This is a genomic window from Cupriavidus sp. 05N40 (genome assembly GCF_056397305.1).
The window spans coordinates 32,959-51,506 of record NZ_JBFTND010000051.1; the positions used below are offsets into that span (position 1 = coordinate 32,959).

Genomic DNA, 18,548 nt, shown 5'->3' on the forward strand with positions numbered 1-18,548 from the left:
TTATAGCCAAGTCTGGCGCGGCCTGCCGCATCGTCATTCAACGGCAAGGGGCCTGCGCCTCAAGCCACGAAGATACCCGATCCGCTGCCATGACAAAAGCGGGGCCGGCGCCGCTGCCCGCCGCGGTCTGCCCCGCGCCATCATCAACACGGTCATCAGCACCCCCATCAACGGCTGCGCTCCGCCAGCAAGGCGCTCATCCGCTGCGCAAGCGGCGAGACATRAGCGCCAGCCCGGGTGATCACGCCCACGCGCCGGCGCAGGTCCAGTTCCTCGACGCCCACGTCCAGCGCATGCAGTCCGTTCAGCATGGCCTCGTCCCCCCCGCCCTCCTCGCGGGCCAGGTCCGCCAGCGTCAGCTTGCGGCGGCGCTGCAGCGGGTGGGCTTCGTCGGCCACCACGACGAGCCGGTCGTCGAACAGTTCCTGTACCGCGAACTCGCTCGCGCGCTGCATGGGTACCGGCGCGACGGCCAGGTCCAGTTCGCCTGCGATGAGAAGGTCCATCAGCTCCCGCGCAAGACGGCGGCGCAGGCGCAGCTTCGCCACCGGCCGTTCCCTGACGAGTTGCCGGCAGGCTTCCAGCACGAGCGCATTGGGCATGGAGGGCGAATAGCCCAGGCGCAGGATGCCCTGCTCGCCCGTGCGTACCCCCTGCATTTCCTTGATCGCATCGTCGTACTCCAGGCGGATCCGGCGCGCGCGCTCCATGAATTGCACGCCGGCCTGCGTCGGGACCATGCCGTTGGCGGTGCGCTCGAACAGGGGCAGGCCGATCTGCGCCTCCACCCGCTGCACGGCCTTGCTCAGGGCCGGCTGGCTGATGCCCAGCGTTTCCGCGGCGCGCCCGATGCCGCCGTGGGCACTGACGGCCAGCACGTACTCCAGATCCCTTGTCTCCATCTCGGCATTCCAGTTGGTTATGACTTTATAGCCAACGCAGCATTGTAGTGATGCCTCTCATCTTACAGACTGTGCTCAAGAACTACTACGACTACGGAGACACCGATGAGCTTCGCTTTCTTCCTTCGCCGTGCCGCACGGTATTGGGGCGACAACGCCGCCGTGCTGTACCAGGACCGCGTGCTGACCTACCGCCAGCTCGACGAGCGCTCGACCCGCCTGGCCAACGCGCTGCTGGGCCTTGGCCTGGCCCGGGGCGACCGTGTGGCGGTCCAGTCGCGCAACCGCACCGAACTGGTCGAGATCGAATGCGCCTTGTACAAGGCCGGACTCGTCAAGGCGGCACTGAACCCGCGCTTCACCGCGGCCGAGGCATCCGACGTCGTGGAGAACTGCACGCCGCGCGTTCTGCTCGCCGGACCGGGCTACACAGGCTACTCGCCCGCCACGGCGGGCTTCGGCTCGGTCGAGACCTTCATTTCGATCGGCGGCCACGCCGCCGGCTATGGCGACTACGAGTCGCTCCTGGCCGCCGGCGGCACGACCGCACCGGAGATCGCGCCGGCCCCTGGCGACCTCGCCGTGCTGCATTTTTCCTCCGGCTCCACCGGCAAGATCAAGGCCGCCATGCAGAGCTACGGCAACCGCCTGGCGGCGCTGCGCAAGATGCTGCTCGGCATGGACAAGCCGGCGCGGCCGGGCGACCGCCTGGCTTTGATCGGGCCGGTCACCCATGCCTCGGGCATGCTGATGCAGCCCTACCTGTATGCCGGCGCGACGCTGGTGCTGTTCGACAAGTTCGAGCCCGCGCATTTCCTTGCCGAGGTCGCCAGGCTGCGCATCACCCATGTGTTCATGGTGCCGGCCATGATCAATATGCTGCTGGCGGAGCCGACGCTGGCCAGCGCCGATCTGGGCAGCCTCAAGACGCTGGCCTATGGCGCGGCGCCCATGGCGCCGGCGCGTATCCGCGAAGCGTGGGAGCGCATCGGCCCGGTCCTGTCGCAGGGCTACGGCGCCAGCGAATCCACCTCCGGCGTGACGCGGCTGTCGACCGCCGACCATGCGGATGCGCTGGCGCGCCGCCCGCAGCGGCTGGCCTCCTGCGGGCGCGCGCTCGGGGAAACGGAGGTGCGGGTCGTCGACGACCACGGCCAGGAAGTGGCCGGTGACGAGATCGGTGAGCTGATCATCCGTGGCGAAGACGTCTTCCAGGGCTACTGGGGCGAGCCGGAGCTGAGCCGCGAAACCCTGGTCGACGGCTGGCTGCGCACCGGCGACCTCGCCCGCGTCGACGAGGAAGGCTRTATCTACCTGGTCGACCGCAAGAAAGACATGATCATCTCCGGCGGCTTCAACGTGTACCCGACCGAGGTCGAGGCGGCCCTGTACCTGCACCCGGACGTGCTGGAAGCCTGCGTGATCAGCGTACCCGACGACACCTGGGGCGAGAGCGTCAAGGCGGTGGTGACGCTCAGGCCCGGCCGGCAGGCAAGCGCGGCCGACCTCATCGCCCATTGCCGCGCGCGCATCGCCGACTACAAGTCGCCGCGCTCCGTCGACTTCGTTGGCGAGCTGCCCAAGAACGCCAGCGGCAAGCTGGCCCGCAAGCTGGTGCGTGAACAGTACTGGCAGGGTGTCGCCCGCCGCGTCAATTAGCCAACCGGTCAACCAGTCAATTCGTCAACCAGTCAATGCGACATCCAAGGAGAACGGCATGTTCGATAACCTGAGCAACCCCGTGCTGGCCGAGACCCGCGCCGGCATCCGCCGCTATATCGAAGAGGAATTGCTGCCGCTCGAGAAGGAACTCGGGCTCGGCTCCGAAGACGCCTGGCCGAAGGAGGTGCTGCGCGGCGTCTGGCGCCGCTCCAGCGAGCTGGGACTCTATGCGGCCTGCCTGCCCGCCGAACTGGGCGGCAAGGGCCTGAACATCGCCGAGCAGTGCGCGCTCAAGGCGGACCTCGCCGTCAGCGGCGCCGTGCTGGCACCGCATGTGCTGGGAGACCTGGGCGGCCCGCCGCGCGTGGGCAATATGCTCAAGTACGCGACGCCCGCGCAACTGGCGCGCTACTTCCAGCCGGTGATCCGCGGCGAGAAATCAACCTGCTTCGCGCTCACCGAGCCGCATTCGGGTTCGGACGCGCAGAGCATCACCACGAGCGCCGTCGCCGATGGCGACGAGCTGGTCATCAACGGCCACAAGCACTACATCAGCGGCGCGCCGTTTGCCGATTTCGCCATCGTCATGTGCGTCACCGACGCGGCCGCCTCGCCGCCGGCGATCACCGCCGTGCTGGTCGACCTGGACCTGCCCGGCGTCACGGTCAATACCGACTACGTGCCGATGTCGGGCCAGCATATCGACGCCGATATCCGCTTCGAGAACGTGCGGGTGCCGCGCGCCAACATCTTCGGCGGCGAGGGCAACGGCTTCAAGCTCGGCATGTCGCGCATCAATGTCAACCGGCTGCTGCACTGCCCCACCATGCTGGGGCTGGCGACCAAGGTCTATGCATCGTCGGTGGAGTACGCCGGCAGGCGCCGCCAGTTCGGCGGGCCCATCGCGCGATTCCAGGCGATCCAGCACATGCTGGCCGACATGGCGGCCGCGCTGTGGGCCTGCGAAAGCATGATCGCGCAGACCGCCATGCTGGCCGATGGCGGCGCCGACCTGCGCATGAAGGCTGCGGCGTGCAAGCTGTTTGTCTCGGAGCGCTGCTTCGAGGTGGCCGACAAGGCGGTGCAGATCCACGGCAACGTAGGCGTGACGCGCGGCCACCCGGTCGAGCAGGCCTACCGCAAGCTGCGCATGTTCCGGAYCTTTACCGGCACCAGCGAGATCCAGCGCAACACCATCGCCCGCGCGATCCTCGAACCCATGCAGGCGAAGGCTTGAGCGGGCCCGCTGCCCGGCAAGACCGCTGTTTGACAAAGACCGGCGCAGGAATACTGCGCAAGTTGCACGGAGACCACCCATGAACCGCCGATCCTGGCTTGCCACCGCAAGCGCGGCTGCCCTGAGCACCATCTGGACGCCGGCGCGATCCGCCGCGCCCTACCCCAGCCGCCCCATCCGGCTGATCGTACCGTTCCTGGCGGGCAGCGCGCCCGACAATATCGCGCGGACCCTGTCGGTGGAGCTCGGCTCGCAACTGGGCCAGCCGCTGGTCGTCGAGAACATGCCCGGCGCCGGCGGCGTGATCGGCGCGCTGGCATTGAAGCGCGCCGCCGCGGACGGGTACACGCTGGGCATTCTGGCGAATTCGCACGTCATCAACGTGCATATGTACCGCAGCATGCCCTATGACCCCGCGCGCGACTTCACGTCGATCGCCGCGCTTTCCGGCGGCCCGACCGCGCTCGTGGTGCCCGCCGATGCGCCCTACAAGACGGCCGCCGAGCTGTTCGCGGCAATGAAGCGCGCCCCCGGCAAGCTCAACTACGGTTCGGGCGGCAAGGGGAGCATCGCGCATCTGGCGGTCGAGGCGCTGCTGCACCAGACCGGCACCGAGGCGGTCCATATCCCGTACAAGGGCGCCACCGAGATCATCACCGCCATGCTCGGCGGCCAGACCCAATTCGGCATGCCGGTACTGAGCACGGCCACGCAGTATCTGCGCAACGGGCAGATCCGCGCGCTGGCGGTCTCGTCGGCCGCGCGCTCGGTGTATTTCCCGGCGATACCCACGCTCGCCGAGGCCTTGCCGCCCGGCGTGGTCATCGACAACTGGAGCGGCCTGTTCGCGCCTGCGCATTTCCCCGCCGAGCTGACCCAGCGGCTGTTCACGGCCGTCACCGCATTGCAGGCCGGCGGGCGCCTCGACGCACAGCTCAAGGCCAACGCGGGGGAGCTGCGCCGCAGCGCTTCGCCCGCCCAGTTCAACGGCATGGTGACTGCCGATACCACCCGCTACGGCAAGCTGATCCAGTCGATCGGCATGAGCGGCGATCTCAGCTGAAGCACATGGGAGCAAACCAGATCATGAAACCAGAGTGGTCCTGCCTGAAGGACGTCAAGATCGTCGATATCAGCCAGCTGCTGCCGGGCCCCCACGCCACCAGCCTGCTCATGCAGCTTGGCGCCGACGTCATCAAGGTCGAGCAGCCTGGCGTGGGCGATACCTCCCGCCAGCTCGGCCCTGCCGTGTATGCCCAGTTCAACCGCGGCAAGCGCTCCCACGCGCTCGACCTGAAATCCGCCGGAGGGCGCGCCGCGTTCCTGGAGCTGGTGCGCAATGCGGATGCCGTAGTGGAAGGATTCCGCCCCGGCGTGATGCAACGGCTCGGCCTGGGCTATGACGCCCTCGCCGAAGTCAATCCGGCCATCGTGCTGTGCTCCATCTCGGGATTCGGCCAGACCGGGCCCTACGCGGACCACGCCGGCCACGACCTGAACTACCTCGCGCTGGCCGGCTACTGGTCGGTGCCGGTGCAGGTCGAGGACAAGGTGTCCCGGCCGCGCGCCCGCATCTCCGACTACGCCGCCTCCGGCTACGCGGCGCTGGCCCTGGCCGTGGCCGTGATGAGCGCGCGGCAGCATGGGCGCGGGCAGCATCTGGATGTGTCCATCCACGACGCCGTCCTGTCCTGGACAGCCCATGGCGCATGGGCGGCACGCGACTACGAGGCACAGCCCCACGCATCGCCGACCGTCATGCCCGAGAACGACATCTTCGCCACACGCGATGGCCGCCATCTCGCCATGGGCATTCTCGAGAACAAGTTCTGGCTGAACCTGTGCGACGCACTCGGCGCGGCGTTTCCGGCCCTGCTCGACAGCCGTTTCGCTTCGCGCCCCGGGCGCCAGCAGCACAAGCAGGAAGTGCATGGATTGCTCGCCGGCATCTTCCTGGCCAGGACCCTGGCAGAGTGGACCGAAGTGTTCGGCTCGCTCGATATTCCCTTCTCCCCCGCACTGGGCGCGCGCGAGTTGTTTGCCGACCCCCACGTGCAGGCGCGCAATATGATCCGCCCCCTGCCAGGGGAAGACGCCATCACGCTGGGCTTCCCGGTCAGGTTCTCGCTGGGCTTGCCGGCCAGCGACGATCGCGTGGCGGCGCTGGGCGAGCACAACGCCGCGCACGGCGGCGAGGGCACACCACAGGCCTAGGGTTGCGCTGCGGGAGCGGCGGGTGCTTCAAGAACGGCTGCAACCGCCCTCCGGTGGCTTTGTCGCGGTGTTGCCCGGATCGTGCAAGGCAACGGTCATGCCCCCGGCCGGACCGGCGCAGCGCGACGCCGCTCCGGCCACGCTGGCGGTCAGCTTGCCGCGGCCCGGTTCTTCAGTCCCAGCACGTCGATGGGCTCGATGGAGGGGGCCTTGGCCAGCAGCGTATCGGCGTTCGCCATCAGGGCCTGGGCGATGGGTCCGTCCAAGTGCGCCTGGCGGGCCTCTTCGGTTTCGAAGGCATCGAAGATGCCGAAGGTCGTGGGCGACAGCCGCAGGGCAAACCAGATCGGCGTGGCCGCTTCCTGGTTGGCCATCGAGAGGCCGGCCGCGAGAAAATCGGCGACCGCCTGCTCCTTGCCCGGCCTGGCTTCGAGGCGGACGAAAAATGCATGCTTGATCATCTTGGTACTCCTGTCGGTGGATGGGTAGTGCCGCGCGGTGATGCCACTTTACAAGCTTGCGTTGCGCGCCAATACTGTCTCGATTGACAACTTTGATATCGATCCTGCCATGCGGATTGCCGTTCTCGTGCTGGAAGGCGTGTTCGATACCGGACTTGCCACCGTGCTCGACGCCCTGACCACCGCCAACCAGCTGGCGCAGGCGACCGGTGTGCAGACGCCGGGATTCGACATCACCCTGGTCGGCGTGCGCCCCACCGTGCACAGCGGACTCGGGATGCAGGTGCCGGTGCGGCCCGCCGCCGAGGCGCCCGCGCCGGACTGGGTGATCGTGCCTGCGCTGGGCGCCAAGATGCCCGATGCGCTGGTGCCCGCGCTCGGCCGTGACGACGTGGCCGACGCGCTGGCCTTGCTGCGCACCTGGGCGAGCGGCGGCGCGCGCATGGCCGCGGCATGTATCGGCACCTTCGTGCTGGCGGAAAGCGGATTGCTGGACGGACACGAGGCGACCACCACCTGGTGGCTGACACCGCTGTTCCGACAGCGCTACCCCGCCGTGCGCCTGGACGCCCATCGCATCGTGGTGCCGAGCGGCGCCGTGCTGACCGCCGGCGCGGCGCTGAGCCATGTCGATTTGGCGTTGTGGCTGATCCGGCAGAACAGCCCCGAGCTGGCGGCGCTGGTGGCCAGCTACCTGGTGGTGGATTCGCGCACGTCACAGTCCGCCTACATCATCGCCGACCACCTCGCGCACGCCGATCCGCTGGTGGAGCGCTTCGACCGCTGGGTGCGCGAGCGGCTCGATACGGCGATCATCCTCGACGAGGCGGCCGGTGCGCTGGCCATCAGCAAGCGCACCCTGTCGCGGCGCCTGTTCGACGTGCTGGGCAAGACCCCGGTCGAGTACATCCAGGACCTGCGCATCGAGCGCGCGGTACACCTGCTGAAAACGAGCAAGCACAGCGTGGACCGCGTCGCCGAGCAGGTGGGCTACGCCAGCGGTGTCACGCTGCGGACGCTGCTGCGCCGGCGGCTGGGCAAGGGCATCCGGGAGTTGCGGGCATAAGCGGCCAGCGCCGGCGTGCGCCGTACCTCCCGCGATGGATCTCGAAACCAGAAAACTGCCTTGCGGGCGGCGCCTCTTATCCGGCGCGTGGCGGCTGCCTACACTCCAGCCATCGCAAACAGCGTCAGCAAGGAGTGCTCACCATGTCGATCCGCAAGCTCGCCATCGTTCGATTTCAGGATGGCGCAGTGAGCGACGCAGGCTGGCGGGCCAGCGCCATGCGCGCCTCCACCCGCTTCATCAGGTGCTCCACCCACCCGCGCACCAGCGTATCCGACGCGACCGCCGGCAGCGAGCCGGCGATCACCCGGTACACCTTCTTGCGCCCGATCTTGGAGACCTTCGCCGGGTCCAGCCACTCGGGGTTGTCGACCAGCAGCAGCAACGTCTCAAGACCGATGACGATCGGCCAGATGCAAGCCAGCCGCAGGCGGACCGCCGACCCGGGAATCGCGAGCGTGTAGTCGAGCGCCGCGCGGTAGTGCTGCAGCGTCAGTTGCAGCAGATCAAACAGTAGCGGCCGCGCGCGCAGGGAATTGCCCGCCTGCAGCAGATCCTGCGGACTCAGGCCGTGCCGCTCCAGCGCCACCGCCGGGAGATAGCAGCGGCCGATGCGCAGGTCCTTGCCGCAGTCCCGCAGGACATTGGTCATCTGCAGTGCCTTGCCGAAGCGCACGCCCCGCTCGAGCATGGTCCCGGATTCACCCTTGAGGACGCCCGGCATGTGGGCGTAGGTCATCGTGGTCCAGAACTCGCCGACGCATCCGGCGACCAGGTAGGTGTACCGGTCCAGCTCCTCCATCTCCCGCAGTGCGACGATGCGGCCGGAGGATTCGTCAGGGAAGGTGCGCAGGTCGAATTCCATGCCGGAAGTCAGGGTCGACACGATTCCGCGCACGGCCTGCCGGTCCGACTCGCCGAGCTGGGGCAGGATCGCCAGCGCGGGACCGAGCGATTCGAGCAGGAGCTTCTCGTCGGACTGCTGCTGTTGGCCGGCGACCTCCTCCGTCATGCGGCGCATGAGCGCCGGATCGCCGGCGGCGCCGTTGACCTGGTCGCGAAAGGACAGCAGCAGGGCCAGCCGTTGCGCCGGCGGGATCAGCGATGTGTCTGCAATCGTGTCGGCGGCGCGCGCCAGCAGGTACGCCAGGCCGATGGGATCGCGCATCCCGGCCGGGAGAATGCGCAGCGTGAGATAGAAGGAACGCGATACGCCCTTCAGCAGCGGGCCCAGAAGAAAGGCCCGGGTTGGATTTGGCATGGACGGGGATGCGGCGGTGCCGGCAGATTTGGCTCCGCCGAATTGTATACGGCAAGCGCGCACCAACGGCGCACGCTTGCCGCTGGCGCGCCCCTACCAGCCGGCCAGGGCCTTGACGGCAGCCTCGCGCACCTGTTCCACCACGCCTTCGCGCCAGTCGTCGGCGTCGCCGTAGAAGGCGTGCCACATTGCCTGGCGGATCAGGTTGCGCTGGCCTTCGTCCGCTTCCGGATGCACGTGCAGCCAGTGGTCGCCGCGCAGCGCATCGAGGACTTCGCTCACCGGCAGGGTGCCGAATTCCAGGGCGATGCCGTTGTAGTCGAGCGCCGGCAGGGTCTGCGGCACGGCGAGCCACGCCATGCCGTTGAGATTGGGCGAAGCCGACGTGCCGTCGTAGATGGAGGTGACGTTGCTGCCCCAGATGCCACGCGCCTTCGCCAGCGGCTCGGCCTTGTCCGGCCCCATGTAGATGGGTTCGCCGTAGCCCCAGGGCCCCAGGCCGGTATGGATGTCGAGCCAGCGCAGCGCCTCGCGGCCGGCGCCAAAGCGCGCCAGGACGCGGCGCAGGGTGTAGTTGCTCCAGGTGGCCTTGCTGCCGCCGAAGAACAGGCCCTCCGGCGCGTGATACTGGCCCGCGCTCACGGCGGCCTGGTACCAGGGCAGGCCCTTCTCGGCCACGGTCTTCATCAGCGCGGCCTGGTCGCTCTCGGACGGCGGCCAGTGCCCGGGCAGCAGCATCGGTGCCACCTCGGCATAGGGCGCGTTCTCGGGCAGCGGCCCGGTGAAATCCATGAAATTGCGGTTGAGGTCGACGTTGTCCTCGTTGACACGCCGCATATGCGAGAAACCGTAGGGATTGACGGCGTGCACCATCAGCAACGCCACGCCGGCATCGGCGAAATCCCGGAGCAGGTCCGCATCGCCGAGCAGCGCGACCTGCGCGCCGGAGCCGCAATACCCCTCCACGCCGTGCATGCCCGAAGTGACCATGAGGAAGCGCCGGGCCTCGGCATCGCCCACCCAGGCGACATCCATGGCGAGCTCCTCGTCCGCGCAGCCACGCTTGGTGGGATGCGGGAAATCCGTCAGCGCGGCGCCGGCCGAGCGGGCGACCTCGCGGAATTTCTGCCTGGCTTCGGCATAACTGCGGGAAAAGCTGGTATGCAGGGACATGACAGCGGATTTCGCGCCTGGCGAGAAGTGTGGGGGGTGCCGCTATTAAACGCCAACTCGGCGGCTATTGCCATCAGGGCAGGCATCCCGGGCCATGCGCGAGGCCGCGGCCAGCCCGGCTGGCGGGCTAGCCCTTGTCCGCGCGGGCCTTGTCCGGTCGAGCCTTGTCCTGGCCGGCCTCGCGCAACAGCGGCGAGCGGAAGGCGTGCGGATGCAATTCGATGCCCGCCGCGGCAATCTGTGCTGCCGACAGCACCAGGTGGCGCGCCAGCCAGTCATGGATGCTGCGCAGGAAGCGCTGCTGCTCCAGGCGGTTGGATTCGCGGATCACGCGCTCGAGCTTGACGTGCGCGGTGTACACATCCAGCAGGTTCACGCTCTTGAGCTTGGGCGGCGTGGTAGCGCTGCGCTCGATGGCGAGGATGCGCCTGACCTGGGCCTCGGGCAGCTCGCCGGCCTCCAGGTAGGCCTGGTAGACCTCCTCCAGTGCCGGGAAGCGCACCGTAGGCTGCACGCGGGGCACGCCGGCCACCTTTTCCATGCGCAGCACGAGATAGCGGAGGGCCTCCGCGCGGCGCCTGGCGGCGTCGGCGGCAGCGTCACGCTTGCCACCGGGGCGGCGCGCCCGGGCCGCGACCGGAGCGGTCAGCTCGAATTCATCCGCCGACGGCGGCGTCGCCGCGGGCACCGGCGAGCCGGCGTCGCGCTCGGTGTAGTCGGGCACCAGGTCGAGCAAGCCCGGCTCGGCCAGCACGGCGCGCGCGCAGTCCTCGCCAAACGGGTGCTCGTGCCCCTGCGCGTCGCGCAGGATATACGCCTGCCCGTTGCCGAAGCCGTGATGCCGGGCGCGCCCCACATGCTGGTGGCAACGCGTGGCCGGGTCGACGAAATCCTTGCGTACGGGGGTCCAGCTTTCGCTGTTGACTGCGGTCATGAATCAGCGCTTGCCTGCCGGCGCGCGGCGCGGTGGAATGTTGCGTAACGGCCCGGCTGGTCGCACCTGGCTCCGGGACCTGGCCATGCGGCCAGGCCGCCATTGTCCACCATCGCGCCCCGCCGGGCCAGCGCGCCCTACTTCAACATGAACGACATCGCCGACAGGCAGTTGAGCATGCGCACCGCCGCCTGTACCGAGGCGGCTTCGAACACCAGCGTCACGCCGTCCACGCGTTCGAGCGTGGGCCACTGGCAAAAGAGGTCGGCGTAGGCCGGGCTCTGCGTCTGCAGGCGGCATTGCACCGGGCCGGGAATGCGCAGTGGCCGGCCGCCGGCTTCGCGCACCGACTGCTGGACCGCCGCAGCGATGGCTTCGCGCGACGCCCCGGGCGACAGCGTGTTGCCGCTGCCGTGGCCGCCGGCTTCCTTGGTGCGCACGTAGCGTACCCAGGGCATCAGGGGACGCGTTTCCTCGACGAAGACATCGTCGCCGCTGGCCATCAGCACGGGTACGCCGAACTCGCCGGCCAGCGCGCCGTACAAACCGGCCTCGCCCATTTCCTGGCCGGCCAGCCAGATGCGGGCGAAGGCACTGCTGTTGATGGTGTGGGCCAGGATGCCGCGGCTCTGGGCGCGGCCGTGGTAGCCGATCATGCACACGCCGTCGCAGCCCTGCACGCCGGCCATCATGCCGAGATAGCGCGGCTTGCCGAGCACCAGGCGGGCGCGCGGGTCGAGCTGGTCGGGCAGCAGGTTGCGAAAGCCCCCGTGCGAGTCGTTGACCAGTACCTCGGTGGCGCCACCGGCAAAGGCGCCCTGCACCGCGGCGTTGGCCTCGGCGGTCATCCACGCGCGGGCGCGTTCGTATTCGCCATTGCCGGCGCGGACCTGCTCGGCGTGGAAGACGCCGGCGACGCCTTCGATATCGGTGGAGATCAGGATCTTCATCGCGGTCTGGTGCGGTTCTGTGCGGATAATCAGTTGGTGGGTGTCGCCGCATGGCGCTGCAGCCATTGCGGCAATTCGGGCATCAGTTCGCGCAGCGCGGTGCGGCGGTGGCCGTCGCGCCCGGTCACGCTTTCGGCCTGCCACAGCGCGCCCAGGATGGCCTGCTCGACGCTGTCGGCAGCGGCCTGGAACAAGGCATCGAGCCGGGTTTCATGCAGCATGGCCAGTGCCGGCATGGGCGCGTGCGCCTGCTGCGGCACGGTGTAGGCCGTGGAAAATGCCAGCGCGATGTCGCCGGAGCCGTGGCCGAACACCGAGCCGGTGCGTGCCAGCCCGGCACCGGCGCGCAGCGACAGGCGGCGCAGCTGGCGCGCGTCGAGCGGGGCATCGGTGGCGACGATCATGATGATGGAGCCCTTCTCGGGCCCGCCTTGCGTCTTCACTCCGGCCTGCGCCTGCAGCCGCGCGGCCAGCACGCCGCCAAGGCGCGCGCCGGCCACCGTGAAGTTGGGCAGGATGCCGAAGTTGGACTGCACCAGCGCGCCAACATGATATTGCTCCACCTGGCGCGAGGCCGAGCCGATGCCGCCCTTGAGCCCGAACGAGGACATGCCCCGCCCCGCCCCGACCGCGCCCTGCGCGAACTCCACCGCGGCCGCGGCGCAGGCCTGCGCGTAGTGCGCCTCCTGCACGGCCATGGCCTGGATATCGTTCAGGTAGCCGTCGTTGCACTCGAACACCAGCGGATTGACCGTGGGCCAGGCGCGGCCGATCTCCGGGTTGGCGGCGATGGCCTGGCGGATCTGCGCCTGCGCCAGCGCGCCCACCGCGAAGGTATTGCTCAGCGCGATGGGGGTTTCCAGCACGCCGAGCTCCTCCACCTGCACCAGTCCCACGCTCTTGCCGAAGCCGTTGAGCACGGTGGCGGCGGCCGGCACCTTGTCGGCGAACAGGTTGCCGGCGTGCGGCAGCACCACGGTGACGCCGGTCTGGCAGGCGCCCTGCGCCAGCGTGCAGTGGCCCACCGCCACGCCGGGCACGTCGGCGATGGTGCCGCGCGCGCCGGCGGGCAGCGTGCCGATATGTACCAGGTCCGGGACCGGGCCGGGGATCAGGTCCGGGATCAGGTCGGTGGCCATGCCGCGCTCCTGCCTTTAGCGGCGGTCGATCTTCGGATCGAGCGCGTCGCGCAGGCCGTCGCCCAGCAGGTTGAACGCCAGCACGGTCAGGAAGATGGCCAGGCTGGGGAAGATCGCCACGTGCGGCGCGGTGACCATGTCGGCGCGCGCCTCGTTGAGCATGGCGCCCCATTCCGGCGTGGGCGGCTGCGCGCCCAGCCCGAGGAAGGACAGGCTGGCGGCGGTGATGATCGAGGTGCCGATGCGCATCGAGAAATACACCACGATGGACGAGATGGTGCCCGGCAGGATGTGCCGCATCAGGATGGTCCAGTCGGAGGCGCCGATGCTGCGCGCGGCCTCCACATAGGTCAGGCGCTTGAGCATCAGCGTATTGCCGCGCACCAGGCGAGCGAAGGCCGGGATGCTGAACACCGCCACGGCGAAGATCACGTTGGTCATGCCGTTGCCGAGGATGGCGACGATGCCGATGGCCAGCAGGATGCCGGGGAAGGCGAACAGCACGTCCGAGACGCGGCTCACGATGCGGTCCCACCAGCCTTCGTAGTAGCCGGCCAGCAGTCCCAGCACGGTGCCGACGATGGCGCCGATGATGACGGAGAAGAAGCCCGCGGCAAGCGAGATGCGGGCGCCGGCCAGGATGCGGCTGAAGATGTCGCGTCCGAGCGAATCCACGCCGAACCAGTGCGCCGCCGAGGGGCCGGCGTTGAGCGCGTCGTAGTCGAAGAAATTCTCGGGATCATAGGGCACCAGGTGCGGCGCGAAGATTGCGATCGCCACCAGCAGCAGCACGAACACCCCGGCGCCCAGCGCCAGGTGCTGCTTGCGGAATTTGCGCCAGAACTCGGTCCAGGGCGTGCGCACGGCCTCCTGGGCGGTGGCGGGAGCGGCGGCGTTGCCGTCGGCGGGCGTGGAAAGCTGGGTCATGCCGGCCTCTCTTTATTTGTAGCGGATGGCGGGGTTGATGACGGTGTACAGCACGTCGACCACCAGGTTGATCAGGATGAACTCGAGCGAGAACAGCAGCACCTCGGCCTGGATGACCGGGTAGTCGCGCATCTCGACCGCGTCCACCAGCAGGCGCCCGAGCCCGGGCCAGTTGAAGACCTTCTCGACCACGATCGAGCCGCCCAGCAGGAAGCCGAACTGCAGGCCCATCATGGTGACCACCGGAATCATTGCGTTGCGCAGGCAGTGCTTGGCCACCACCAGGAACTCGCCCACGCCTTTGGCGCGCGCGGTGCGCACGAAATCTTCCTGCAGCACCTCGACGAACGAGGCSCGCGTGAAGCGSGCCATSACSGCGGCCACSGCGGCGCCCAGCGTSAKCGAGGGCAGGATGTAGTGCTTCCAGGAATCGGCGCCGATGGAGGGCAGCCAGCCCAGCTGCACGGAGAACACTTCCATCAGCAGCATGCCCAGGGCAAAGGCCGGGAAGGAGATGCCGGACACCGCCAGCGTCATGCCCAGGCGGTCAGGCCAGCGGTTGCGCCAGACCGCGGAGGTGACACCGATCACCATGCCGAAGATCACCGCCCACACCATCGAGGCCAGCGTCAGGTACAGGGTCGGCATGAAACGGTCGCCGATCTCCTCGCTGACCGGGCGCTTGGTGCGCAGCGAATTGCCGAACTCCCAGCGCACGGCGTTCGAGAAGAATTGCACGAACTGCTCGGGCAGCGGCTTGTCCAGGCCGAGATCGCGGCGCACCAGCTCCACCGTGGCCTGGTCGGCCTCGGGGCCGGCCGCGAGCCGGGCGGCATCGCCGGGCAACAGGTGGACGAACATGAAGACCAGCACTGCCATGATCAGCAGTGTGGGAATCACGCCCAGGAATCGTTTGAGAAAGTAATTCAGCATGATGCACCGGAAAAATAAAAGACCGCGGGCCGCCCGCCCTGCCCCCGCATCTGTGGGCAGGCGGCCGTGCACGGCTTGCTGCGCTGTACTGCCGGGTTACTGCGGAGGTACTGCCGGGCCCGGCCACGGGCGCGGCGGCGAACCGGACGCGCCCGCATGCCGGCGACCCTTATTGCTTGATGTCGATCTCGTCGAAGTTGAACGAGCCATCGGGCATCACGTAGGCGCCGGTCAGGCGCTTGGCGCGCGCGAACAGCACCTTCTCGGTCACCAGGAAGGCCCACGGCGCGTCCTTCCAGATCTGCTCCTGCGCATCCTTGTACAGGCGTGCCTTCTCGGCGCGGTCCGTGGTGCGCAGGGCGCCGGCGATGTCGGCGTCGACCTGGTCGTTCTTGTAGTAGGCGGTGTTGAGCAGCTTGGGCGGCATCGATTCGGAAGCCAGCAGCGGGCGCAGCGCCCAGTCCGACTCGCCGGTCGACGACGACCAGCCCACGTAGTACATGCGCACGCCGGCGTCTTCCGGCTTCTGCACGCTTTCCACCTTCTCCACGCGCTGGCCGGCCTCGAGCGCCTGCACCTGCGCCTTGATGCCGACCTGCTGCAGCTGCTGCTGCACGAACTGGATCACCTTTTGCGCGGTGGTGTGGTTATAGGCGGACCACAGCGTGGTCTCGAAGCCGTTCGGGTAGCCGGCTTCCTTGAGCAGCGCGCGCGCCTTGGCCGGGTCGTACGGCCACGGGCCCAGCTTCTCGGCATAATCCACGCCCGCGGGCACCACGCCGTCGGACGGCGTGGCGTAGCCGGCGAATGCCACCTTGGCCAGTGCGTCCTTGTTGATGGCGTAGTTGATGGCCTGGCGCACCTTGGGGTCGTTGAACGGCTTGACCGTGGTATTCAGGCTCAGGTAGCGCTGGATGATCGACGGCGAGGCGATCAGGTCCACCTTGGGATTGCTCTTGAGCACCGCGGCCTGCTCGAACGGGATGCTGAAGGCGAAGTCCGCCTCGCCCGTCTGCATGATGGCCGCGCGCGTGTTGTTGTCCACCACCGGCTTCCAGGTGATGGTGTCGATCTTCGGATAGCCGGTCTTCCAGAAGCCGGCGAACTTCTTGCCCTTCAGGTGATCGGGCTGCTTCCACTCGACGAACTCGAACGGGCCGGTGCCGACCGGGTGGAAGGCGATGTCCTTGCCGTACTTCTGCAGCGCGGCGGGCGAGATCATCACGGCCGACGGGTGGGCCAGCACGTTGATGAACGGCGAGAACGGCTCTTTCAGCGTGACCTTGACGGTGTTGGCGTCGATCACGTCGGTCTTGGCCACGCGGTTGAACAGCGTGTAGCGCTTGAGCTTGTTGGCCGGGTTGGTGACGCGGTCCAGGTTGGCCTTGACGGCGGCAGCGTCGAAAGTGGTGCCGTCGTGGAACTTGATGTTCTTCTTGAGCTTGATGGTGTACGTCAGGCCGTCCTTGCTGGCTTCATAGCTTTCGGCCAGCACGTTGACCAGCTTCATGTCCTTGTCGAGGCCGAACAGGCCCTGGTAGAAGGACTTGGTGGCGGCCTGCGACAGTGTGTCGTTCGAATCGTACGGGTCCAGCGTGGTGAAGGTGGAGTACACCGCCATCACGGCGTCCTTGGCGGCAAAGGCGGGGCCTGCGCCGAGCGCGGCCAGGGCCAGGCCACCGGCGATCAGCTTGGAAGGGGCCAATCGGGTCATCATCCGGGTCATCTTGGATTCTCCTTGGGAAATGCGTTGGTTCACTTCGGTTCGGTTCAGTAGGCGCCGCCGATGGCGTGCCGGGCGACAAAATGGCGGGAGGCGTTGCTGCCGGCGACGGCCACCAGCGGCTTGACCAGCGGCTCGTCGCCAAGCGCGCGGATGGGGCTGGGAATCTCGTCGGACAGCGGCTCGCGCTGGAGGTGGCGGCGCGCCGGGTCGGCGATCGGCACCGCCGACATCAGCTTCCTGGTGTACGGGTGCTGCGGGTTCTCGAAGATCGCGCGGCGCGGGCCGATCTCGACGATCTGGCCCAGGTACATCACCGCCACGCGGTGGCTCACGCGCTCCACCACCGCCATGTCGTGCGAGATGAACAGGAAGGCGATGCCCATTTCGCGCTGCAGGTCGAGCATCAGGTTGACGATCTGCGCCTGGATGGAAACGTCGAGCGCGGAGACCGACTCGTCGGCCACCACCACCTTGGGGTTCAGCGCCAGGGCGCGCGCGATGCAGATGCGCTGGCGCTGGCCGCCCGAGAACTCGTGCGGGTAGCGCGACGCATGCGCGGCGGTCAGGCCCACCTTTTCCAGCAGCCATGCCACGCGCTGCTCGGCTTGCTTGCCGCTGGCCACCTTGTGCACCAGCAGCGGCTCCATGATCGAGTAGCCCACCGGCACGCGCGGGTCGAGCGAGGCGAACGGGTCCTGGAAGATGAACTGGATATTGCGGCGCAGGGTCTGCAGCGCGCCGCCCTTCATCTGGCTGATGTCCTGGCCGTTGAATTCGATGGTGCCGCTCTGGCTGTCGACCAGGCGCAGCAGCGAGCGGCCGGTGGTGGACTTGCCGCAGCCCGATTCGCCCACCAGCGCCAGCGTTTCGCCCGGGTACAGGTCGAAGCTCACGCGCTCCACGGCGTGCACGCGGCGCGCCACGCGGCCCAGCAGGCCGCCCGGCACGTCGAAGCGGGTCACCAGGTCGTGCACGCGCAGGATCGGCGAAGCGCCGGCCGGCACCGTGTCCTGCGGCACTTCGGGCGCGGGCGGCTCGCCCTGGTCGAGCTGCACCAGCGGGAACTTGGCCGGCCAGTCGGTGCCGCGCATGGCGCCGAGCTTGGGCACGGCGGACAGCAGCGCGCGCGTGTACGGATGCGCGGGCCTGGCGAAGACCTGCTCGGAGGCGCCCTCTTCGACGCTCTCGCCGCGGTACATCACCAGCACGCGGTCGGCCACCTCGGCCACCACGCCCATGTCGTGGGTGATGAAGACCACGCCCATGTCCATCTCGGCCTGCAGATTGCGGATCAGCTGCAGGATCTCGGCCTGGATGGTGACGTCGAGCGCGGTGGTGGGCTCGTCGGCGATCAGCAGCGCCGGCTTGCACGACAGCGCCATGGCGATCATCACGCGCTGGCGCATGCCGCCGGAGAGCTGGTGCGGGAAACGGTCCAGCACGCGGCGCGCCTCGGGGATGCGCACGATCTCCAGCATGCGCAGCGCTTCGGCGCGCGCCTCGGCGCGGCTCTTGCCCTGGTGCAGGCGGATCGACTCGGCGATCTGCTCGCCCACCGGGAAGACCGGGTTGAGCGAGGTCATCGGCTCCTGGAAGATCATCGCCACGTCGCTGCCGCGCACGCCGCGCATGGTGGCACTGTCGGCGCTGGCGAGGTCGAGCACCTGGCCGTTGCGGCGGCGCAGTTCCATGCTGCCGCTGGCGATCTTGCCGCCGCCATGCTCGACCAGCCGCATCAGCGCCAGCGAGGTCACCGATTTGCCCGAGCCGGATTCGCCCACCACGGCCAGTGTCTCGCCGCGGTCGACGTGGAAGCTGAGGTTGCGCACGGCCTCCACGGTGCGTTCCGAGGTGGAAAAGCGCACGGTGAGATCGTTGACGGAAACCACCCGCTGCGGTGGCAGGACGATGCCCGACTTGGAAGAGGATGCTGCAGCCACTTGGCCCCCTTGATACCTGTTGA

At 68.4% G+C, this 18,548-nt stretch carries 16 protein-coding genes; 5 read left to right on the forward strand and 11 right to left on the reverse strand.

Going from position 1 to position 18,548, the window contains the following annotated elements:
• Positions 1–167: 167 nt before the first annotated feature.
• Positions 168–902 (reverse strand): LysR family transcriptional regulator, encoded by a 735-nt coding sequence (locus AC1DO7_RS14440; protein WP_477116267.1) that lies wholly within the window; start codon positions 900–902, stop codon positions 168–170.
• A 105-nt stretch (positions 903–1,007) separates the two neighbouring features.
• On the opposite strand from AC1DO7_RS14440, the gene AC1DO7_RS14445 reads away from it, so the two are divergent.
• The 4 genes from AC1DO7_RS14445 (at position 1,008) to AC1DO7_RS14460 (ending at position 6,015) form a co-directional block, all read left to right on the forward strand.
• The gene (locus tag AC1DO7_RS14445) at positions 1,008–2,561 is read left to right on the forward strand and encodes an AMP-binding protein (RefSeq protein ID WP_477116268.1); all 1,554 of its coding nucleotides are present in this window, start codon (positions 1,008–1,010) and stop codon (positions 2,559–2,561) included.
• A gap of 58 nt (positions 2,562–2,619) precedes the next feature.
• Positions 2,620–3,801, forward strand: a complete 1,182-nt coding sequence (locus tag AC1DO7_RS14450; protein ID WP_477116269.1) for an acyl-CoA dehydrogenase family protein — start codon at positions 2,620–2,622, stop codon at positions 3,799–3,801.
• 79 nt (positions 3,802–3,880) lie between these two features.
• Complete coding sequence (locus tag AC1DO7_RS14455; protein ID WP_441613444.1) at positions 3,881–4,864, forward strand: tripartite tricarboxylate transporter substrate binding protein; 984 nt, start codon at positions 3,881–3,883, stop codon at positions 4,862–4,864.
• Between the two features lie 23 nt (positions 4,865–4,887).
• Positions 4,888–6,015 (forward strand): CaiB/BaiF CoA transferase family protein, encoded by a 1,128-nt coding sequence (locus tag AC1DO7_RS14460; protein WP_441613443.1) that lies wholly within the window; start codon positions 4,888–4,890, stop codon positions 6,013–6,015.
• A 149-nt stretch (positions 6,016–6,164) separates the two neighbouring features.
• Here the strand turns inward: AC1DO7_RS14460 and AC1DO7_RS14465 are convergent, their stop codons facing one another.
• Positions 6,165–6,476: a putative quinol monooxygenase gene (locus AC1DO7_RS14465; RefSeq protein ID WP_441613442.1), complete on the reverse strand. Its 312-nt coding sequence runs from the start codon at positions 6,474–6,476 to the stop codon at positions 6,165–6,167.
• A 109-nt stretch (positions 6,477–6,585) separates the two neighbouring features.
• Here AC1DO7_RS14465 and AC1DO7_RS14470 point away from each other — a divergent pair, with 109 nt between their 5' ends.
• A complete protein-coding gene (locus tag AC1DO7_RS14470; RefSeq protein WP_441613440.1) occupies positions 6,586–7,542 on the forward strand; it encodes a GlxA family transcriptional regulator in 957 nt (318 codons plus the stop codon).
• 175 nt (positions 7,543–7,717) lie between these two features.
• On the opposite strand, the gene AC1DO7_RS14475 is transcribed toward AC1DO7_RS14470, so the two are convergent.
• From AC1DO7_RS14475 to AC1DO7_RS14515, 9 genes are all read right to left on the reverse strand, one after another.
• Positions 7,718–8,803: a phytoene/squalene synthase family protein gene (locus AC1DO7_RS14475; RefSeq protein ID WP_441613439.1), complete on the reverse strand. Its 1,086-nt coding sequence runs from the start codon at positions 8,801–8,803 to the stop codon at positions 7,718–7,720.
• Between the two features lie 93 nt (positions 8,804–8,896).
• On the reverse strand, positions 8,897–9,976 hold the full coding sequence (locus AC1DO7_RS14480; protein ID WP_441613438.1) for a M14 family metallopeptidase: 1,080 nt from the start codon (positions 9,974–9,976) through the stop codon (positions 8,897–8,899).
• A 127-nt stretch (positions 9,977–10,103) separates the two neighbouring features.
• A complete protein-coding gene (locus AC1DO7_RS14485; protein WP_441613437.1) occupies positions 10,104–10,910 on the reverse strand; it encodes a hypothetical protein in 807 nt (268 codons plus the stop codon).
• A gap of 137 nt (positions 10,911–11,047) precedes the next feature.
• Entirely contained in the window at positions 11,048–11,860 is an 813-nt protein-coding gene (locus tag AC1DO7_RS14490) for a M55 family metallopeptidase (RefSeq protein WP_441613436.1), read from the reverse strand.
• Between the two features lie 29 nt (positions 11,861–11,889).
• The gene (locus AC1DO7_RS14495; protein WP_441613435.1) at positions 11,890–12,999 is read right to left on the reverse strand and encodes a DmpA family aminopeptidase; all 1,110 of its coding nucleotides are present in this window, start codon (positions 12,997–12,999) and stop codon (positions 11,890–11,892) included.
• Positions 13,000–13,014: 15 nt separating this feature from the next.
• Positions 13,015–13,926, reverse strand: a complete 912-nt coding sequence (gene gsiD, locus AC1DO7_RS14500; protein ID WP_441613434.1) for a glutathione ABC transporter permease GsiD — start codon at positions 13,924–13,926, stop codon at positions 13,015–13,017.
• A gap of 12 nt (positions 13,927–13,938) precedes the next feature.
• Positions 13,939–14,859 carry a glutathione ABC transporter permease GsiC gene (gsiC, locus tag AC1DO7_RS14505; protein ID WP_477116270.1) on the reverse strand — a complete coding sequence of 307 codons (921 nt, stop codon included), beginning with the start codon at positions 14,857–14,859 and terminating at the stop codon, positions 13,939–13,941.
• 169 nt (positions 14,860–15,028) lie between these two features.
• A complete protein-coding gene (gsiB, locus tag AC1DO7_RS14510) occupies positions 15,029–16,576 on the reverse strand; it encodes a glutathione ABC transporter substrate-binding protein GsiB (RefSeq protein ID WP_441613574.1) in 1,548 nt (515 codons plus the stop codon).
• Positions 16,577–16,629: 53 nt separating this feature from the next.
• Positions 16,630–18,525: a dipeptide ABC transporter ATP-binding protein gene (locus AC1DO7_RS14515; RefSeq protein WP_441613432.1), complete on the reverse strand. Its 1,896-nt coding sequence runs from the start codon at positions 18,523–18,525 to the stop codon at positions 16,630–16,632.
• Between the last annotated feature and the right edge of the window lie 23 nt (positions 18,526–18,548).

Bases quoted from the DNA above. Each gene is read 5' to 3' on its own strand.
- AC1DO7_RS14455 (WP_441613444.1), top strand. From the start codon at position 3,881: ATGAACCGCCGATCCTGGCTTGCCACCGCAAGCGCGGCTGCCCTGAGC.
- AC1DO7_RS14460 (WP_441613443.1), top strand. From the start codon at position 4,888: ATGAAACCAGAGTGGTCCTGCCTGAAGGACGTCAAGATCGTCGATATC.
- AC1DO7_RS14465 (WP_441613442.1), bottom strand. From the start codon at position 6,476: ATGATCAAGCATGCATTTTTCGTCCGCCTCGAAGCCAGGCCGGGCAAG.
- AC1DO7_RS14470 (WP_441613440.1), top strand. From the start codon at position 6,586: ATGCGGATTGCCGTTCTCGTGCTGGAAGGCGTGTTCGATACCGGACTT.
- AC1DO7_RS14475 (WP_441613439.1), bottom strand. From the start codon at position 8,803: ATGCCAAATCCAACCCGGGCCTTTCTTCTGGGCCCGCTGCTGAAGGGC.
- AC1DO7_RS14480 (WP_441613438.1), bottom strand. From the start codon at position 9,976: ATGTCCCTGCATACCAGCTTTTCCCGCAGTTATGCCGAAGCCAGGCAG.
- AC1DO7_RS14485 (WP_441613437.1), bottom strand. From the start codon at position 10,910: ATGACCGCAGTCAACAGCGAAAGCTGGACCCCCGTACGCAAGGATTTC.
- AC1DO7_RS14490 (WP_441613436.1), bottom strand. From the start codon at position 11,860: ATGAAGATCCTGATCTCCACCGATATCGAAGGCGTCGCCGGCGTCTTC.
- AC1DO7_RS14495 (WP_441613435.1), bottom strand. From the start codon at position 12,999: ATGGCCACCGACCTGATCCCGGACCTGATCCCCGGCCCGGTCCCGGAC.
- gsiD (WP_441613434.1), bottom strand. From the start codon at position 13,926: ATGACCCAGCTTTCCACGCCCGCCGACGGCAACGCCGCCGCTCCCGCC.
- gsiB (WP_441613574.1), bottom strand. From the start codon at position 16,576: ATGATGACCCGATTGGCCCCTTCCAAGCTGATCGCCGGTGGCCTGGCC.